17 protein-coding genes and 2 pseudogenes are annotated in these 16,737 nt (G+C 65.0%); 5 read left to right on the forward strand and 14 right to left on the reverse strand.

Going from position 1 to position 16,737, the window contains the following annotated elements; all coding sequences use genetic code 11:
• Positions 1-24: 24 nt before the first annotated feature.
• From AUC70_RS06225 to typA, 4 genes are all read right to left on the reverse strand, one after another.
• Complete coding sequence (locus tag AUC70_RS06225; protein ID WP_158007372.1) at positions 25-1,551, reverse strand: putative bifunctional diguanylate cyclase/phosphodiesterase; 1,527 nt, start codon at positions 1,549-1,551, stop codon at positions 25-27.
• Positions 1,509-2,120 carry a hypothetical protein gene (locus tag AUC70_RS06230; protein WP_069444036.1) on the reverse strand — a complete coding sequence of 204 codons (612 nt, stop codon included), beginning with the start codon at positions 2,118-2,120 and terminating at the stop codon, positions 1,509-1,511. The genes AUC70_RS06225 and AUC70_RS06230 overlap by 43 nt, the downstream gene beginning before the upstream one ends.
• A 105-nt stretch (positions 2,121-2,225) precedes the next feature.
• The gene (locus AUC70_RS06235) at positions 2,226-2,732 is read right to left on the reverse strand and encodes a GNAT family N-acetyltransferase (protein ID WP_069444037.1); all 507 of its coding nucleotides are present in this window, start codon (positions 2,730-2,732) and stop codon (positions 2,226-2,228) included.
• A gap of 120 nt (positions 2,733-2,852) precedes the next feature.
• Positions 2,853-4,679, reverse strand: coding sequence for a translational GTPase TypA (gene typA / locus AUC70_RS06240; protein WP_069444038.1), 1,827 nt, complete (start codon positions 4,677-4,679; stop codon positions 2,853-2,855).
• A gap of 230 nt (positions 4,680-4,909) precedes the next feature.
• Here typA and AUC70_RS06245 point away from each other — a divergent pair, with 230 nt between their 5' ends.
• Positions 4,910-5,992, forward strand: a complete 1,083-nt coding sequence (locus tag AUC70_RS06245) for a cupin domain-containing protein (RefSeq protein WP_069444039.1) — start codon at positions 4,910-4,912, stop codon at positions 5,990-5,992.
• On the opposite strand, the gene AUC70_RS06250 is transcribed toward AUC70_RS06245, so the two are convergent.
• From AUC70_RS06250 to AUC70_RS06260, 3 genes are all read right to left on the reverse strand, one after another.
• The gene (locus AUC70_RS06250; RefSeq protein WP_069444040.1) at positions 5,989-7,107 is read right to left on the reverse strand and encodes an NAD(P)H-dependent flavin oxidoreductase; all 1,119 of its coding nucleotides are present in this window, start codon (positions 7,105-7,107) and stop codon (positions 5,989-5,991) included. The genes AUC70_RS06245 and AUC70_RS06250 overlap by 4 nt on opposite strands.
• Positions 7,108-7,139: 32 nt before the next feature.
• Positions 7,140-8,351, reverse strand: a complete 1,212-nt coding sequence (locus AUC70_RS06255; protein ID WP_069444041.1) for an argininosuccinate synthase — start codon at positions 8,349-8,351, stop codon at positions 7,140-7,142.
• Between the two features lie 126 nt (positions 8,352-8,477).
• Positions 8,478-9,302, reverse strand: coding sequence for a phosphatase PAP2 family protein (locus AUC70_RS06260; protein ID WP_069444042.1), 825 nt, complete (start codon positions 9,300-9,302; stop codon positions 8,478-8,480).
• A 227-nt stretch (positions 9,303-9,529) separates the two neighbouring features.
• On the opposite strand from AUC70_RS06260, the gene AUC70_RS06265 reads away from it, so the two are divergent.
• Complete coding sequence (locus AUC70_RS06265) at positions 9,530-9,751, forward strand: hypothetical protein (protein ID WP_069444043.1); 222 nt, start codon at positions 9,530-9,532, stop codon at positions 9,749-9,751.
• Here AUC70_RS06265 and AUC70_RS06270 read toward each other — a convergent pair.
• A complete protein-coding gene (locus AUC70_RS06270) occupies positions 9,717-10,199 on the reverse strand; it encodes a hypothetical protein (protein ID WP_069444044.1) in 483 nt (160 codons plus the stop codon). The genes AUC70_RS06265 and AUC70_RS06270 overlap by 35 nt on opposite strands.
• A 155-nt stretch (positions 10,200-10,354) precedes the next feature.
• Here AUC70_RS06270 and AUC70_RS16170 point away from each other — a divergent pair.
• Positions 10,355-10,959 (forward strand): annotated as a pseudogene (locus AUC70_RS16170) (DsbA family protein).
• Here AUC70_RS16170 and AUC70_RS06285 read toward each other — a convergent pair.
• The 4 genes and pseudogenes from AUC70_RS06285 to AUC70_RS06300 all read right to left on the reverse strand — a co-directional run bounded on the left by AUC70_RS06285 (position 10,893) and on the right by AUC70_RS06300 (position 13,917).
• Positions 10,893-11,453, reverse strand: coding sequence for a peroxiredoxin (locus AUC70_RS06285; protein ID WP_069444170.1), 561 nt, complete (start codon positions 11,451-11,453; stop codon positions 10,893-10,895). The pseudogene AUC70_RS16170 and the gene AUC70_RS06285 overlap by 67 nt on opposite strands.
• Positions 11,454-11,466: 13 nt before the next feature.
• Positions 11,467-12,645 (reverse strand): annotated as a pseudogene (rlmN, locus tag AUC70_RS06290) (dual-specificity RNA methyltransferase RlmN); the annotation flags it as partial.
• Positions 12,646-12,783: 138 nt separating this feature from the next.
• A complete protein-coding gene (locus AUC70_RS06295; RefSeq protein ID WP_069444047.1) occupies positions 12,784-13,296 on the reverse strand; it encodes an invasion associated locus B family protein in 513 nt (170 codons plus the stop codon).
• A gap of 72 nt (positions 13,297-13,368) precedes the next feature.
• The gene (locus tag AUC70_RS06300; protein ID WP_069444048.1) at positions 13,369-13,917 is read right to left on the reverse strand and encodes an RNA methyltransferase; all 549 of its coding nucleotides are present in this window, start codon (positions 13,915-13,917) and stop codon (positions 13,369-13,371) included.
• 132 nt (positions 13,918-14,049) lie between these two features.
• Between AUC70_RS06300 and AUC70_RS06305 the strand changes: the two genes are divergently transcribed.
• Positions 14,050-15,030 carry an NADPH:quinone oxidoreductase family protein gene (locus AUC70_RS06305; protein ID WP_069444049.1) on the forward strand — a complete coding sequence of 327 codons (981 nt, stop codon included), beginning with the start codon at positions 14,050-14,052 and terminating at the stop codon, positions 15,028-15,030.
• 21 nt (positions 15,031-15,051) lie between these two features.
• Here the strand turns inward: AUC70_RS06305 and AUC70_RS06310 are convergent, their stop codons facing one another.
• Positions 15,052-15,426 (reverse strand): YkvA family protein, encoded by a 375-nt coding sequence (locus tag AUC70_RS06310; protein ID WP_069444171.1) that lies wholly within the window; start codon positions 15,424-15,426, stop codon positions 15,052-15,054.
• Between the two features lie 139 nt (positions 15,427-15,565).
• On the opposite strand from AUC70_RS06310, the gene AUC70_RS06315 reads away from it, so the two are divergent.
• Positions 15,566-16,057 (forward strand): low molecular weight protein-tyrosine-phosphatase, encoded by a 492-nt coding sequence (locus AUC70_RS06315; protein ID WP_244505514.1) that lies wholly within the window; start codon positions 15,566-15,568, stop codon positions 16,055-16,057.
• 45 nt (positions 16,058-16,102) lie between these two features.
• Here the strand turns inward: AUC70_RS06315 and thpR are convergent, their stop codons facing one another.
• On the reverse strand, positions 16,103-16,711 hold the full coding sequence (gene thpR / locus AUC70_RS06320; RefSeq protein WP_069444050.1) for an RNA 2',3'-cyclic phosphodiesterase: 609 nt from the start codon (positions 16,709-16,711) through the stop codon (positions 16,103-16,105).
• Positions 16,712-16,737 lie beyond the last annotated feature (26 nt).

Raw genomic sequence — 16,737 nt, forward strand, 5'->3', positions numbered from 1 at the left:
GTTGCAGCGATTCGCTTCAACAGGTTACGCGACGTTGCGGTCGAGCGGCTCGTCTTCGAGCGGGTTGGCGGGCACTTCGGCCTCGGGCCGGCCGAAATAGTAGCCTTGGACCTGATCGCAGCCCCAGCGCTTCAGCATGGCCGCCTGCCCTTCGGTTTCGACACCCTCGGCGGTAATCGTCACATGCAAGGATTGGCCGAGGCCGACAATGCTGGAGACGATCGCGCTTGTCTGCGGGTTCGTGCCGAGCGTATCGATAAAGGATCGGTCGATCTTGATCTTCTTGACCGGGAAACGGGTCAGGTAGGACAGGCTCGAATAGCCGGTGCCGAAGTCGTCCATTGCAATGGAAACGCCAAGCTGGTCCAGCCTGCTGAGCGTGTCGATGACCTTGTCGGTATTTTGCAGGATGGTGCTTTCCGTGATCTCGAGCTCGAGGCGTTCCGGCTCCAGGCCCGTTTCCACGAGCATCCGGCGCACGAGCTCGAAGACATCTTGTGTCTTGAACTGGGCCGGCGACAGGTTCACGGCTAGCTTGGTGTCGCTCGGCCAGCCCAAGGCGTAGGTGCAGGCGGTCTTCAGGATCCACTCGCCGAGAGGCACGATGAGACCCGTCTCCTCTGCAATCGGCACGAATGTCGACGGCGGGATTTCACCTTCGGTCGGGTGCCACCAGCGCACGAGCGCCTCGTAGCCGGTGAGCTGGCCTTCGCTGAGACCAAACTGCGGCTGATAGTCGAGATAGAGCTGGTTCTTGCGGATGGCGTTGCGCAGGTCATGCTCCAGACGCCGGCGTCTCTGGAGCGCGGCGTCCATGGCCGGTTCGAAGAAGCGGAACGTATTGCGTCCGTCCTGCTTGGCGCGGTAGAGGGCCAAGTCCGCATTCTTCATCAAGATCTCCACGGGCTGATTGGCGATCGGCCCGAGGGCGATGCCGACGCTGGCGGAGGTGGTGATCTCGTGGCCGTTGACCATGTACGGCGCGCTGAGCGCATCGCAAACGCGCTGGGCCAAGGTCATGGCGTCTTCCGGAACCGTGATGTTCTCGGCGACGACGGCGAACTCATCGCCGCCCATCCGTCCGACGATGTCGCTGTCGCGAAGGGTCTCGACCAGCCGGGCGGAAACCTCTTCGAGCAAGGCGTCGCCGGTCGCGTGGCCAAGGGTGTCGTTGACGTTCTTGAACCGGTCCAGGTCCAGTCCGAAGACGGCAATCTTGGTATCATGCCGCTTGGCGCGGGCAACCGCCTGTTCCAGGTGATACCTGAACTGCAGCCGGTTTGGTAGCCCGGTCAGGGAATCGTGCATGGCGAGGTAGCGGATCTTGTCCTCGGCCTGCCAACGTTCGCGAATGCGCCGCGACGCGATGGCGGCCGGAACCGAGAAACCCATGATGATCAGAAGGCTCGTCGTCACGGTCACGGCGACAAGGGCGAGGTTGGTGAGGGCGGCTGCCGCGCTCTGGTCGACCTGGAACGCATAGAGATAGGCCACGTTGCCGTTGTGGATCACGGGAACGATAGCGAGGCTCTTTCGATCTTGTCCCGGCAACGAGGCGACCGTGATCTCTTTGAGCGCAACCGCGTCGGCGATGGCGGCTCGGTTCTGGTCGGTCTGGAGCGTGCGTGTAAGGCGTCCGGCGCGAGCGGACCGCCGACAGCCATGGGCTCGCCTCTCGGGCTGAGCACGGCAAAGCCTTCCATCTTACTCACGGCATCCTCGCCGGAGCGTCCGGGATCGGCGGCAAGCAGTCCGCCCGTGAGCCAGCGAAGACGGTCGGCGAATTTGCGATGGCTTTCATTGACGGAAACCGTCGGCATGTTGGAATCCGCGCTCGGGTCGAACGTCAAGTGCCGCCGCAGCTCTGCCGGATCGATGACGTGCAGAGCCTCTCCCTCAGGCAGAGCCTCTCCCTCAGGCAGAGCCTCCTCCCCATCCAAGGCCCCGCGAAGGCGCTTGTCGGCCTCGGTGCCCCACGCGTGCGCCGCGTTGCTGGCCTCGACCTCGAGTGCGTAATTGATTGCAGATCCGCCCGAAAGAACGGCGGCCGTCACCGTGAAAAGCCCCAGCACCACAAGACCAAGCATGATCCATCGGTCGCGCTTGTCGATCTCCGCCATATCGTCGTTCCTACTGTCCCTAGCTGAATAGGAGACCCTATGAGCGAGGTCGTTAAGGCAGACCGAATGGTTACAGTTAATGGTTGCTGAATTGGCGGGCGAAAATTAGCGCCAAGCAAATGCGATCTTGCGCAAGCTTGTTCCGCTGAAGTCCTCAGTGCCTTCGGCAATCGGCTTTCCGCCGAGCGTCAAGTAGAAGTCGCACGCGGCCTCGTTGTCCGCGAGCGCCCATACAAGGAGGCCCGGGAGGCGCCATTCCTGGAGCTTCTGTCTCGCGCCCTCGAAGAGTTTGGTGCCGAGTCCCAACCCTTGATAGGTGGGACAGAGGTAAAGCTCGAAGATCTCGCCGCGGAAGGGGCCGCGACCGACGCGGCAACGCCCGAAGGTGACGTAGCCCGCGACCTGACCTCCAAAGTCGAGGACGAGCACGGACGCGCGCCGCTGCAGCGCCCGCTCCCACCAGCCTTGGCCCCGGCGGGCAATCATTCGCTCGAGATCGAGATGGGGAATAATGCCCTGATAGGCACCGCGCCATGCTTCCTCGTAAGCGGTCGCAAGCGCGGTTGCATCTTTTGGCCGTGCCGGCCTCACCTGAGCGACATCGACGGACATCCACCAAGCCTAGCTCAGCGGCTCCGATCGGGCAAAGGGTCCGTTTGGGTTATCCCTTGTTCCCATGGGCCCGAGCCCCGATGCGGTGCTGTTGTGCGTCCGTGCTGCGGACGGCGCAGTCTAGGCTGCGTTTTCCGCTTCCCGCTGCCGCTCGGCCTTCTTGCGGTCGTTCGGATCGAGGTGCTGTTTCCGCAAGCGAATCGAATCGGGGGTCACCTCGACCAACTCATCGTCCTGGATGTACGACAACGCCTTTTCGAGAACCATGCGGATGGGCGGGGTCAGCCGTACCGCTTCGTCCTTCGACGTGGTGCGGATGTTCGTGAGCTTCTTGCCCTTCAGCACGTTCACTTCGAGGTCGTTGCCGCGCGTGTGCTCGCCGACGATCATGCCTTGATAGACCCGCGCACCAGGTTCGATCATCATCGGCCCGCGGTCTTCCAGGTTGAACAGCGCATAGGCCACAGCCTCGCCCTGGTCGGTGGAGATCAAGACGCCGTTGCGCCGTCCCTGGATCGCGCCCTTATGCGGTGCGTAGCCGTGGAACAGGCGGTTCATGATTCCGGTGCCGCGCGTGTCCGTCAGGAGTTCGCTCTGATATCCGATCAGGCCGCGTGTCGGCGCATGGAAGACCAGGCGCACGCGTCCGCCGCCGGACGGCTTCATCTCGATCAGATCGGCTTTTCGTTCGGACAGCTTCTGAACGACCGCGCCTTGGTGCTCTTCGTCGAGATCGATGACGACCTCTTCGATGGGCTCCAAGAGCTGTCCAGAGTCGTCGCGGCTGAACAAGACGCGCGGCCGGGATACGGAAAGCTCGAAGCCTTCGCGGCGCATGGTCTCGATCAGGATCCCAAGCTGCAACTCGCCGCGGCCGGCAACGATCATCGAATCGCGCTCGTCCGATTCGGTGACCTTCAGCGCCACGTTGCCCTCGGCTTCCTGCAGCAGCCGGTCGCGAATCATACGGCCGGTAACCTTCGACCCCTCGGTTCCCGCAAGCGGCGAATCATTGACGCGGAAGGTCATAGACAGCGTCGGCGGGTCGATGGGCTGGGCCGTGAGCGGCACATCGATTTCCGGGGAACAGATCGTGTGGGCGACCGTGGCGTTGGGCAGGCCCGCAATGGAGACGATGTCGCCCGCGCTTGCCTCGTCCAGCGCCGCGCGCTCGAGCCCGCGGAAGGCGAGCACCTTGGAGACGCGGCCCTGCTCGACAAGCTTGCCTTCGTGATCCAGCACCTTGACCATCTCGTTGGGCTTGATCGTACCGGCGGTGATGCGGCCGGTGACGATGCGGCCGAGATAGGGGTTGGACTCGAGGATCGTTCCCAGCAGTTGGAAGGGACCCTCCTCGACGGACGGCGCCGGCACATGGCGCCGAACCAGCTCGAACAGGGGCGTCATACCCTGGTCCTTCGGCCCCTCGGGGCTCTCGGCCATCCAGCCTTCTTTCGCCGACCCGTACAGGACCGGGAAGTCCAGTTGTTCGTCGTTGGCATCGAGCGCGGCGAACAGATCGAAGATCTCGTTCAGGACTTCGTCGGGGCGCGCGTCGGGGCGGTCGACTTTGATCACGACGATGGGCTTGAGGCCCATCTTGAGCGCCTTGGACACGACGAACTTGGTCTGAGGCAGGGGGCCCTCGGCGGCATCGACCAGGACGAGCGCGCCGTCGACCATGTTGAGGATGCGCTCCACCTCGCCGCCGAAATCGGCGTGGCCCGGTGTGTCGACCACATTGATGCGGGTGTCCTCCCACACGATGGAGGTGGCCTTCGCCAGGATGGTGATCCCGCGTTCCTTCTCCAGATCGTTGGAGTCCATGGCGCGTTCGTCGACGCGCTGATTGTTGCGCACGGCGCCCGACTGCTGGAGGAGGCGGTCGACGAGGGTGGTCTTGCCATGGTCGACATGCGCGATGATGGCGATGTTGCGTAGCTTCATGTTTGGATAGGTCTTTCGGCCAGGCGCGGGCGGACGCGCCAGCGGGCTGTTATTGCGGCGCAATATAGGGATTTTGCCGTCAACCGCAATGGCGCGCGGGCGTGCCGGTCACAGGTGCGTCGCAGCGGCGCGATATCCGTTGCGCGCGCGGGCGCCGATACCGCACACTCGCGCGCCCGCTGGGCCGGTTCCCGGCGTGGTTGGCATGATCAAGCACAGAAGGTTCATCCATGTCCGAGACCCCGGAGCCGCCCTATGGGCCCACGCCACAGGCTATTGCCGGCAAGGAGTTGCCGTCGTTCCGATACGCGCTGGGCGAGGCGCCCACAAAGCAGTTCGCGGGCGGGACCGCGAAGGAAGCCAATGTCAGCCAGTTTCCCGTCTCCGAGGCTCTTGCCGGGGTCTACATGACCTTGGAGCCCGGCGCGGTGCGTGAGCTGCACTGGCATGCCAATGCCGCGGAGTGGGCCTATATGATCGAGGGCCATGCGCGAGTCACCACCATCGATCCGGAGAACCAAGCCGAGGTCGTCGATTTCGGACCCGGCGACGTCTGGTACTTCCCGCGCGGCCATGGCCATTCGATTCAGGGGCTCGCCGACGGCTGTACCTTCATCCTCGTATTCGACAACGGCTACTTCTCGGAATTCGGCACGTTCTCGATCACCGACTGGCTGGGGCACACGCCGCACGAGGTGCTGGCCAAGAATTTCGGCCTGCCGGAATCGGCATTCGCAAACTTCCCCGACCACGAAGTCTATATCGCCAAGGGTCCCGTGCCGCCGCCGCTGGACGAGTTCCCGGCGCCGGGCACGCTCAATGCGCCCCCGCTGACCCACCGCTATCGCCTCCTCGCTCAGGCGCCGGAGCCGTTTCCGGGCGGCGAGATGCGGATCGCCTCGGAGATCGAGTTCCCGATTTCGACGACGATGACCGGTGCGCTGCTGACGATTGCCCCGGGCGGCATGCGCGAACTGCATTGGCATCCGAACGCGGTCGAGTGGCAGTACTATCTGACCGGCACGGGCCGCATGACCGTGTTCGGCTCGGCCGGGCGCGCCCGCACGGATGAGTTCGGCGCCGGTGACGTGGGCTACGTGCCGCAAGGCTTCGGCCACTACATCGAGAACACGGGCGACGAGGATCTCGAGCTGCTCGTCGTGCTCAACAACGGCACCTACGAGTCGATCTCGATCACGGCCTGGATGGCGGGAACGCCCGACCTTCTCCTCTCGACGAATTTCAGCGTGAAGGAAGCCGTGTTCGGAGAGATGCCGGGCGATGCGGTGATCATGCCCGAGGAGGAGTCCTAGACCGGCGTGCGGTTGCAGGCCGTAGTGTAGGTCCGAAGGCGACTGCTATCCTTGAGAGAGCTCGGCGCGCGCGCCGTCGGCAAGCCACCGCGCAACGCACCGGCGCCCATGGCGCCGGGCAGGGTCGCGGCCTGGCCGGACCAGAGCGGGGAGAAGTCGCTCGAGCCTTCGGCCTCCGCCTTCGCACGCAGCGGTGCGATCGCAGGGCGTCCGCGCGGGAAATGCGGCGCGGCGGCATTCATCGGACCCTGTTCGCGCATGAAGCGGTTGACGACGCCACGGGCCGGTCGCCCCGTCAGCACGTTCGTCATGGCGGTTTCGCGTGCCGGATCCGCAAGCGCTGCGCGATGAAGCGGCGGCGTCCAGGCCTCGTCCGTCAGAAGGTAGGCGGTGCCGACCTGTACCGCAGCGGCACCCAGCGAAAAGCAAGCGGCGATCGCCTGCCCATCGGCGATGCCGCCTGCGGCGATCACCGGCAGGTCGAGGTTCGCCGCGATACTGCGCACGAGCGCGAACGTCCCGACCTGACGGGAGACGTCGGTTTCCAGAAACATGGCGCGATGGCCGCCGGCCTCGGCACCTTGGGCAATGATCGCGTCGACACCGTTCTCGGCGAGGTAGCGTGCTTCGCGGAGCGAGGTCGCCGAGGAGATGACCTTGCAGCCGGTGTCCTTCACGCGCGACAGCAGCGGCGCGGCAGGTAGACCGAAATGGAAGCTGACGATCTCCGGTTTGGCGGACTCGATCGCGGCGCACTCGGCGTCACCGAACGGCGCGTGCCCGGCCGGCAGCGGCAAATCCGGCGGCGCAACTCCGGCCGCCTCGAAATAAGGCGCGAGATGCGCAAGCCAGGCGCAGTCGCGCTCGGGATCGTCGGGCTCGGGCGTATGGCAGAAGAAATTGGCGTTCAGCGGCGCGTTCGTTTCTTCGCGGAAGGCAGCGACCCCAGCTTCGATCTCCGCCGGGTCGAGCACCGCGCAGGGAAGCGCGCCGAGTCCGCCCTCCTGAGCAACCTCGATCGCCAGCTCGACCCCCGCCGAGTTGGCCATGGGGGCGGCGAGAATCGGGACGTCGATGCCAAACAGGTCGAGAAGCCGTCGGTCAGGCCAGGTCATGGCGTCTTTGTACTACCAGCGCGTCCGCGCGGCTACGACCCTCGCAGCTTGCGAAGCGTGCGCAGCCGAAGCGCGTTGAGCTTGATGAAGCCTTCGGCATCCTTCTGGTCGTAGGCGCCCTGGTCGTCCTCGAAGGTGACGATCTCGTCGGAGTAGAGCGACTTCTCGCTCCGGCGGCCGATGACGATGACGTTGCCCTTGTAGAGCTTGAGCGTCACTTCGCCTTCCACGTGCTCCTGGCTCTTGTCGATCAGCGCCTGCAGCATCTCGCGCTCCGGCGCGAACCAGAACCCGTAATAGACAAGCTCCGCGTAGCGCGGCATGAGCTGGTCCTTCAGGTGCATGGCCTCGCGGTCGAGGGTGAGCGACTCGATTGCCCGGTGCGCCGCGAGCAGAATGGTGCCGCCCGGCGTCTCGTAGATGCCGCGCGACTTCATACCGACGAAGCGGTTCTCGACGAGATCGACGCGCCCGATGCCGTTGTCGTGGCCGAGCTGGTTGAGCTTGGTGAGGACTGCCGCGGGCGACAAGGCCATGCCGTCGATCGAGACGGGGTCGCCCTTCTCGAAGCCGATCGTGATGATAGTGGGCTCGTCCGGCGCATCCTCCGGCGCGACGGTGCGTTGGAAGACATAAGCCGGCGGCTCCACGTTCGGATCCTCGAGCACTTTTCCTTCCGAGGAGGAGTGCAGCAGATTGGCATCGACCGAGAAGGGCGCCTCGCCGCGCTTGTCCTTAGCCACGGGGATCTGGTGCTTCTCGGCGAACTCGATGAGATCGGACCGCGACTTGAACTCCCAGTCACGCCAGGGTGCAATGACCTTGATGTCCGGGTTGAGGGCGTAGTAGCCGAGCTCGAACCGCACCTGGTCGTTGCCCTTGCCGGTCGCGCCGTGACAAACCGCATCGGCCCCGGTCTCCTTGGCGATCTCGATCTGCCGCTTGGCGATCAGCGGACGCGCGATCGAGGTGCCGAGCAGGTACACGCCTTCATAGAGCGCGTTCGCCCGGAACATCGGGAACACGTAGTGGCGCACGAACTCCTCGCGCAGATCCTCGATGTAGATCTCCTTGATGCCCAGCATCTCCGCCTTCTTACGGGCGGGCTCGAGCTCCTCGCCCTGGCCGAGATCGGCCGTAAACGTCACGACCTCGCAGCCGTAGGTTTCCTGGAGCCATTTGAGGATGATGGAGGTGTCGAGACCGCCGGAATAGGCGAGCACGACCTTCTTGATATCAGTCATTCCGAAGTCCTGCCGAAGTCTTGGAGAGGCGCGCGATTGCGGCGTTGGCCGGGACTATAGGCGCGGCGCGCCCGCGCGCAAGAGGGGCCAGAGGCGAGACGTATAGCGGCCAGAGGCGAATACCCGCTAGTCGCGGTCGGCGCGTCGCAGCAGGGCTTGGCCAGCATGGCGAAGACCTGCACCCAGTCGCGCGAGCCCTGTGCCGATGCCGGCGAGCAGCGCGGCGATGCCGCGATGCAGGGCGAAGGCCATTTTGTCGAGCTGCGCCTCCAGCTTTGCGTCGTTACGGCGGCCGGGCGCCAGGAGCAGATAGTAGAACAGCAGGACCATGCCGACGGTGAACACGCCGGCGAAGAGGACGTCACTCAGAAAGTGCCGTCCGAACGTGACGCGCAGCCCACCGACGGAGATGCCGTAGACCACGGCCGCGCCAACGGTGAAGGGGCGGGCGGCCGGGGGCGCCAGCATGGCCGGCGCGACGGTCCAGAAGGCGAGGCTCCCTTCGCCCGACACGAAGGAGCAATTGCGGTGGCATGCGCCGCCGGGCCGCCACCAGGGCTCGAACTCCGACTTGCCGCCGAACTGCTCCACCTGGTTAGGGCGCGGCCGCCCCCAATTGTCCTTCAGCACGAGATTGGTGAGGACGCCGGGCCCCGCGATGAACGAACCGACGAGGAAGAGCGCCACGGATGGCGCGATGACCATCTTGGTGCGGGGGAACACGAACTTGCGGATCAGCACGAAAAGGGACGGCGCAACGAGGAGATAAGGTACCCAATAGGCGAGGTTACGTACCGTCTCCCCAGCCTCGTCGCGCGCCATCGGGAACCGGCCGGTCTGCTGGTCGTAGAACAGAGACGCCGCCCACAGGTCGATCTCCGGGAAGATCGCGAAGATCAAACCCAGGATCAGCCCGAAAGCCAGAGTCGCGAGCAACAAGCGGCGCGCCACGCATATCTCCTAACGTGAAGGAACCGGCCGCCGCGGGGGTGCCGGCGGCGGGGTTCGCGTGATCAAAATCAAGGCTTTATGGCGCAGCCCAGGCACAATGCCAACAACAGCTATGGGATATCGCAAACCCGCATCGCCGTGACGATTTTATGATTGTTGCGCAATCGGACGGAACCGCGGAGAGTGGAGTGTGTTGATTCTTTCGGGGGGTCCGAAGGAGTGCGTAGATGACGAAAGACACGATCGATACCGACCAGAAGCCGACCCAGTCGCGCTCGGCTCTACTTCGCGAATTCGGTTATGCATGGCGCCGCCGCCGCAGCCAGGCCAAGCGGTCCTGGCGCGAGACGGTGACGCTCTTCAAGCCGGAGCCCTGGCTCGTGGCCCTCGCCCACGACAAGGCGCGCTCGCCGGTCAAGCTCCGCGACCAGCCAGAAGCCAGTAAATAAAGCCGCCGGCAAAGCCCGCCGTGGCGAAGATGGTCATGTAGTCGCTCGCAGGTAGCGACGGCGCGTCGGCTGCCGCGCCCGCGAGGATCGGAATGGCGGCGAGCGCCGCGCCCCCGGCCAGCACGTAGTACATCCATGACCGGACGTGCAGGACCTCGCCGATGACGGCGGCGGCGAAGGCCGGCAGCGCGGTGAGCGCGGGGCCGACGGTCCCGATGAACACGACCGCCCCGAAGGCCATCGCCACGCTCCGCTGCACTTGCGGATCCTGCAGGACCGGGTCCTGAAGCACGAAGGCGCGAAACTGCGGGTCCTCGACTGCAATCGCCCGCAGCTCGTCGCCCATCCACACCGATCCCAGTGCGAACAGCACGGCAAGCGCGACCCCGACGGCCACGCAGAACGACACGACGACGACGATCCCGCGCCAAACGAAGTGCCCAATCATGCGGTCTTCCAAATGCTCCACTCCGTGACGCCCGCGCCGGTCGCGACTATAGATGGCGCGACTATAGAAGATGCATCGCAGCCCCGGGGACCGGCATCATGCCTAGAATCGACTTTTGGTACGAGTTCGCCAGCACGTATTCGTACGTGACCGCCATGCGCATCGCGCGGCTCGCGGGCGACGCGGGCGTTGCGGTTCGCTGGCGGCCGTTTCTGTTGGGGCCGATCTTCAAGGAATTCGGCTGGAACGATTCGCCGTTCAATATCTATCCCGCCAAGGGGCGCTATATGTGGCGCGACTTCACCCGGGTGTGCGAGGACGAAGGCTTGCCGTTGCGCCTGCCGCCTGTGCGCTTTCCGCAGAACGGCGTGAAGGCTGCACGGCTCGCGCTTGCCGGCGAAACGGACGGCTGGACGGCGGCGTTCACGCGCGCGTCTTCACGGCGAACTATGCGGAGCAGCGCGACATCTCCGACGACCAAGCGCTGCGGGACATTCTGGTCGGCATCGATGTCGATCCGGACCGCGCCTTCGAGGCCGCGAATGCCCCGGCGGGCAAGGAGGCGTTGTTCGCCCAGGTCGACGAAGCGAAAGCGCTCGGCATTTTCGGTGCGCCGTCTTTCACGTCTGCGACGAGTTGTTCTGGGGCAACGACCGGCTGGAAGCGGCGCTGCGCTGGGCGAAGGGGTAGCTTTCAAGCGTGGTTCTCGAGCCAGGCCACGACATCGGACGCGCTCGAGGTCGGCGGGAAGACCGGATAGATCACGTGCTCGATGGCGCCGTCGCGTATGATGAGCGTGAGCCTCTTGATCAGCCGCATGCCGTCTACAGTGAAGGTCGGCAGGCGCAGCGCCTCGGTGAATGCGAGCCGGACATCGCTCAGGATCTCAAAGGGAAGATGCAGACGTTCCGCCATCTCGCGCTGATAGGCGGTGTCCTGGGTGCTGAGCCCGAACACCTGCGCCCCGAGCCGGGCGAGATCGGCGGCGTGGTCGCGGAAGGCGCAAGCCTGCGGTGTGCACCCGCGCGCACCAGGGATGGCGTCCCACCCGTCGGGCAACGGCTCGCCGGGCACGCCGGTGCGCGGATAGCAATAGATGACCGTGCGGCCGGGACCGAGGCGGGCGAGGTCGACGTCGCGCCCCTTTGTCGAGGGAAGGACAATCTCCGGCATCTCCATACCGGCAAGATGATCGCAGGCGCCGTCGTCGATGGGGCGGGGAAGGTCGTCCGGCAGGTCCTGCAGGCTGCTCAAGCCCGCGCTCGTCGAGACGCGCGCTCGCCCGCTGCTTCAGGCTCGCGCTCTTGAGCTGGCCGCAGGCGGCCATGATGTCGCGGCCTCTCGGGCTGCGCACCGGGCTCGCATAGCCGGCGCGGTTCACGACCTCGGCGAACTTCTCGATCTGCTCCCAGTCCGAACATTCGTATGGCGCGCCCGGCCAGGGATTGAACGGAATGAGATTGATCTTGGCGGGGATCTTCTTGAGCAGGCGCACGAGCGCCTTTGCGTCGTCGATCGAGTCGTTCACGTCCTTGAGCATCACATATTCGAAGGTGATGCGTTTGGCGTTGGAGAGGCCCGGATAGGCGCGGCAGGCGTCCAGCAATTCGGCGATTGGCCATTTGCGGTTGATCGGCACCAGCTCGTCGCGCAGCTCGTCCCGCACGGCGTGCAGCGAAATCGCCAGCATCGTTCCCGCTTCGTCGCCCCAGCGCGGAATCTCCGGCACGATGCCCGAGGTGGACAGCGTGATGCGGCGCTTCGATATGGAGAGCCCCTCGCCGTCGGCGGCGATGGCGCACGCCTCGCGCACGTTGTCGAAGTTGTAGAGCGGCTCGCCCATGCCCATGAGCACGACGTTGGTGATCTTCCGTTCGCCGGAGGGGAGCCCCGTGGGATCGTCCGGGACCGCGCCGGGCCAATCGCCGATCCGGTCGCGGGCCAGAAGGATCTGCCCGACGATCTCCTGTGCGGTGAGGTTGCGCACGAGCCGTTGCGTGCCCGTGTGGCAGAAGGTGCAGTTCAGCGTGCAGCCGACTTGGCTCGAGATGCAGAGCGTGCCGCGATCCTCTTCAGGGATGTAGACCGTCTCCACATCTTTGCCGTCGGCGAGACGGAGCAGCCATTTGCGCGTCCCGTCGACGGAGACCTGCTCCGACACAATTGCCGGGCGATCGAGCGAATACCGAGCCGCCAGCGTGGCGCGCAGATCCTTCGCGACATCGGTCATGGTGTCGAACGAGGTCGCGCCGCGCACATAGAGCCAGCCCCAGAGCTGGGCGATGCGCATGCGCAGCTGCCGCTCGGGCACGCCGGCTGCGGCCAGCCGGTCGCGCAGCGCGTCCCGGCCAAGTCCGGCAAGGCTTTCCCCGGCAAGGCTTTCCCGTGCGTGCGTATCGGCGGCCTGCGGCTCCGCGGCCGGATCGGTTGTGGCGGTCTTGGTCATGACAAATAGCTTCTCGGCCCCTCATATCATGAGGCGAACCGGAAATGCCAAGATGTGGCGCGCTCGAAGCGGTCCTATGCGTCGTCCGCTACGGGTACCCGGCCTGCCAGGCTTTGAGAAAAAAGAAGTTCGGCGAGCCTAGCCGGCCTCGGGGGTGCACTCTTTGGCGGCGCGCTCGATCGCGCTGGACGTGCCGCTCAGGGAATACTCGTCCGTGGTATTGGTGCCGCGAGCCGAGCGGCCTTTGATGGTCATGGCGCTACCGGCCTTCAACGCCTCGACGAGCTTGGCCTCGTCTTCCGGCTTCTCGACAAAGGCGCCCTCATCCTTGGTGAAGAGTTCGAACGAGTCGCTGCCGATTGTCACGGTGACCTTGCCGCCGGGCGGGAAGGGGTAGCCCATCTTCACGCTGATCTCGCCGGCGATTTTGTCGCTGGGGTAGTCGGATGTGTAGAAATAGATGGGCCCGCGCCGCACGTTCCGCGGCAACGATTTGCGAGGCTGCGAGACGGCGAAGCAGACCTTGGGGCTGCCTTGCGAAACGTAGGCGGCCCAGTCGTTGAATTTCTGAAGAAGTTTGACTTCCTGCGCGACGACCGGCGTTGCGCTGAACGCCACCACCGCACAAGCCGCTACAACGGCTCGGCGCATCTCCCCGTCCCCGTGTCGTGAGCAGTCTCTACGCATGAATGGCTGCAGTCTTCCCTAGTTATGGTCCAAAGGTCAACCCTGACGCCGCCGCTTGGGCCGCCCCTGGACATGAGGCGCCAGCGGCGGTGCTACGGTTCCCTCGCTGACCGGACGCGGGGCGAAACGACCCAATGCCCGAAGCCGGTCATACATTACGATTGCCCCTGCTGTCGCCACATTCAATGAGAAATTCGTCGGAATGCGAATTACATGACCGCAGCGCGCAAGCAGCTCTGCGCTCAGTACACCCCGTTCCGGTCCCAGCACGTACGCACACTGCAAGGGATGAGGAAAACTCGGCAGTTCTGTGGCGTCGTCCAGGATTTCGATGCCGACGAGGCTGCAGCCCTTGGGGAGCTGCATTTCGTCCACCGTCTGCCAGTGATAAACCGGCAGGTGGTTGTCAGCCTTGGATGTGTCCGAGCGCATCTTGAGGGACCGGGCGTCCGCGCCGACCGTAAACGCAAAGCTCGCTCCGAAGGCGTGCGCCGACCGGAGCAGGCCGCCGAGATTCTCCGCTTTGGAAATGCTCTCGGCGCCGATGCCGAAATAGCCGCGCGTGGTTTGAGTGGTCGGTCTCACGGGGCTTGTTTGCCACACGGGAGGCCCGAGAAAAAGGCGGCTGTGCAGGCTCGTTGCCGCGCGGTCTTGTGATGGCGGCGCACACGGGGCAAAAGGCGTGGACGGCAACGCGACAGGACCGGGGGCCATTACATGCGTGCAGTGCAGTTCAGCGAGTTCTCGGGGATCGATGCGCTCAAGCTCGTTGAGATCGCAGACCCGACGCCGAAGCCCGGCGAGGTCGTGGTCAAAGTCACGGCGGTCGGCCTCAACTTCTTCGACACGCTGGTCCTGCGGAACAAATACCAATTCACGCCGAGCCTGCCCGCGTCGCCCGGCGGCGAGATCGCCGGGGTCGTAGAGGCGCTCGGCGACGGGGTCACCGACCTCACGATAGGCCAGCGGGTCATGGCGCATGTGGGCGGCAACGGCTGCCGGGAACGGCTCGCCGTCAACGCTGCGCGCGCGATCCCGATTCCCGACAGCGTCAGCGACGACGTGGCGGCGGGCGTCTCGGTCACCTACGGGACGGCGATGCACGGCTTCAAGGACCGGGCCAAGCTGCAGCCCGGCGAGAGCGTCGCGGTGCTGGGGGCGGCGGGCGGCGCGGGTCTCGCGTCCGTCGAGATTGCCAAGCTAATGGGTGCGCACGTGATCGCCGTCGCTTCGTCGGAGGAGAAGATCGCGTTGGCCATGCGGCACGGCGCCGACGAGGGCATCGACTACGAGACCTGCGATCTCAAGACGACGCTCAAGGAGCGGACGGCGCCCGACGGGCTCGACGTGCTGTACGACTGTGTCGGCGGCGATGCGGCGGAGCCGTCTTTACGTGCGCTCGGGTGGAAGGGCCGCTATCTCGTCATCGGCTTTGCGTCCGGGGATATCCCGCGCCTGCCGCTCAACGTGATCATGCTGAAGGGATGCGACGTGCTGGGCGTCTTCTGGACGGCGTTCGTGGACCGCGAGCCGGAGGCGCATCGCGCCAACACGCTGCAGGTCTTGAATTGGTGCCAGGAAGGTCGGCTCGCGCCGCACATCCACGGAACCTACCCGCTTGCCGAAACCAAGGAGGCCCTGCGGGTCATCCAGGAGCGCAAGGCCAGCGGCAAGGTGATCGTCCGCCCGCAGGAATAGAGTGTTATTGCGCCGTCCGGGCTAGCCGTGTGCGGCCGCGCTCGCGTCCGGCAATTCCTTGTCGAGTGCCCGCGCGGCGGCCGTCCTGTGGACCGGCGTGATGTTCGCCGAGACGAGGCCCACCACGGCCGTCAGGAGCGCCATGTCGTCTGCGAAGCCGAGGCCCGTGACGATGTCCGGAATGAGGTCGATCGGCATGATGAAGTAGGCGAGCGCCGCGAGCAGCATGCCGCGCACGCGCATCGGCGTGGACGGATCCATGGCGCAGAAATACGCGGCGACAAGGTCCTCGACGAAGGGCACATGTCCTGCGACGCGCTTCAGCTTGCGCCAAAAATTGCGGCGCACTTTCTGCTCGCGTTTGTGGAATGTTTCCACGGTTATCTCCCGTCCCATCGCGGCCTCACGGAGATCGGCCGCGTCTTCAAATACGGTCATAGTCGACTGCCTCTCCGTTTGATGTGTGCGGGCATAATTCCCTTATCATATGGGACGTCGAGACCCCCTTCTCAAGTGGAGCCCTAAGACCCGAGACATGACTAGAGACAAGACCGAAGACACCGAGACCGTCCGGCACCGGCTGCTGTTTGCGTGCCTTGGCAATATCTGCCGCTCGCCCATGGCCGAAGGCGTGTTTCGCCGCGTGGCCGAAGAGGAAGGCGTGGCTCATCTGTTCGAAATCGATTCGGCCGGGATGGGCGATTGGCACAAGGGCCAGGCGCCCGACCCCCGGGCCCAGAAGGCCGCGCTGACGCGCGGGGTCGACATCTCCGCCCAGTCCGCGCGCAAGGTGGAACTCGAGGACTTCGAGCACTTCGATCTGATTCTGGCCATGGATGGATCGAACATCTCCGACCTTCAGGACATCGCGCCCCACGCGGCGCGCAATAAGATCCGGCGCTTCCTCGATTTCGCCCCGCATCTTCCCGAGGAGGACGTGCCCGACCCGTATTATGGCGGCGAGGCGGGCTCGACCACGCGCTCGACCTCATCGAGGCGGCGTCGAAGGGCCTGCTGGCTGAGCTGATGCGCGAGAGTGCGGCGGCGCCGAAAGTCTGAGGACGTTGCGGGCTTAGGGATCGATCCCGAAGAGCGGCGGGTGGTCGAACTCGTAGCCGCCGTAGTAGTCGTCGCCGTAGTCAACCTCCTCGTCATCGAGGTCGTAGGCCGCCTCGACGACATAGGGGCCGCCGCCAACAGAGTTGCGCGACGAGTAGAGGACGAACCGCTTGACGGTGAAGGTCTCAGAGATGAGGCCTGCGTTCTGGAGATAGGCCGCCACAGCATCGGGGCGGGTGCCGCGCAGGCGGGCGATGGTCACGTGGGGGGTAAACTTGCGCCGCTCCGGCGCGAGACCGGCAACCCGCGCCGCTCCGTCATGGGCGTGCTGCAACGCCTCAAGCTCGGGCGAGGGCGCGACGCCCGCGAAGATCGTCCGGGGCTTCTTGCCGCCGAAAGAGTCGAGACCGTTCAGCTTGAGAGTGAAGGGCGCGGCGACCAATTCGCCGAGAGCCTCGGTGAAATCGCGCGCCGTCGCGCCGTCCACGTCGCCAATGAAGCGTAATGTCAGGTGGTAGTATTCCGGGTCGATCCAGCGGGCCCCGTTTAACCCGGCTCGAAGCATCGACAGACGATCGGCGATGCTCCTTGGGATCTCTATTGCGGTGAATAGCCTGGGCATAACCGAATCAACATGTTGTTGCGATT

This window comes from Methyloceanibacter stevinii, assembly GCF_001723355.1.
GTDB lineage: Bacteria > Pseudomonadota > Alphaproteobacteria > Rhizobiales > Methyloligellaceae > Methyloceanibacter > Methyloceanibacter stevinii.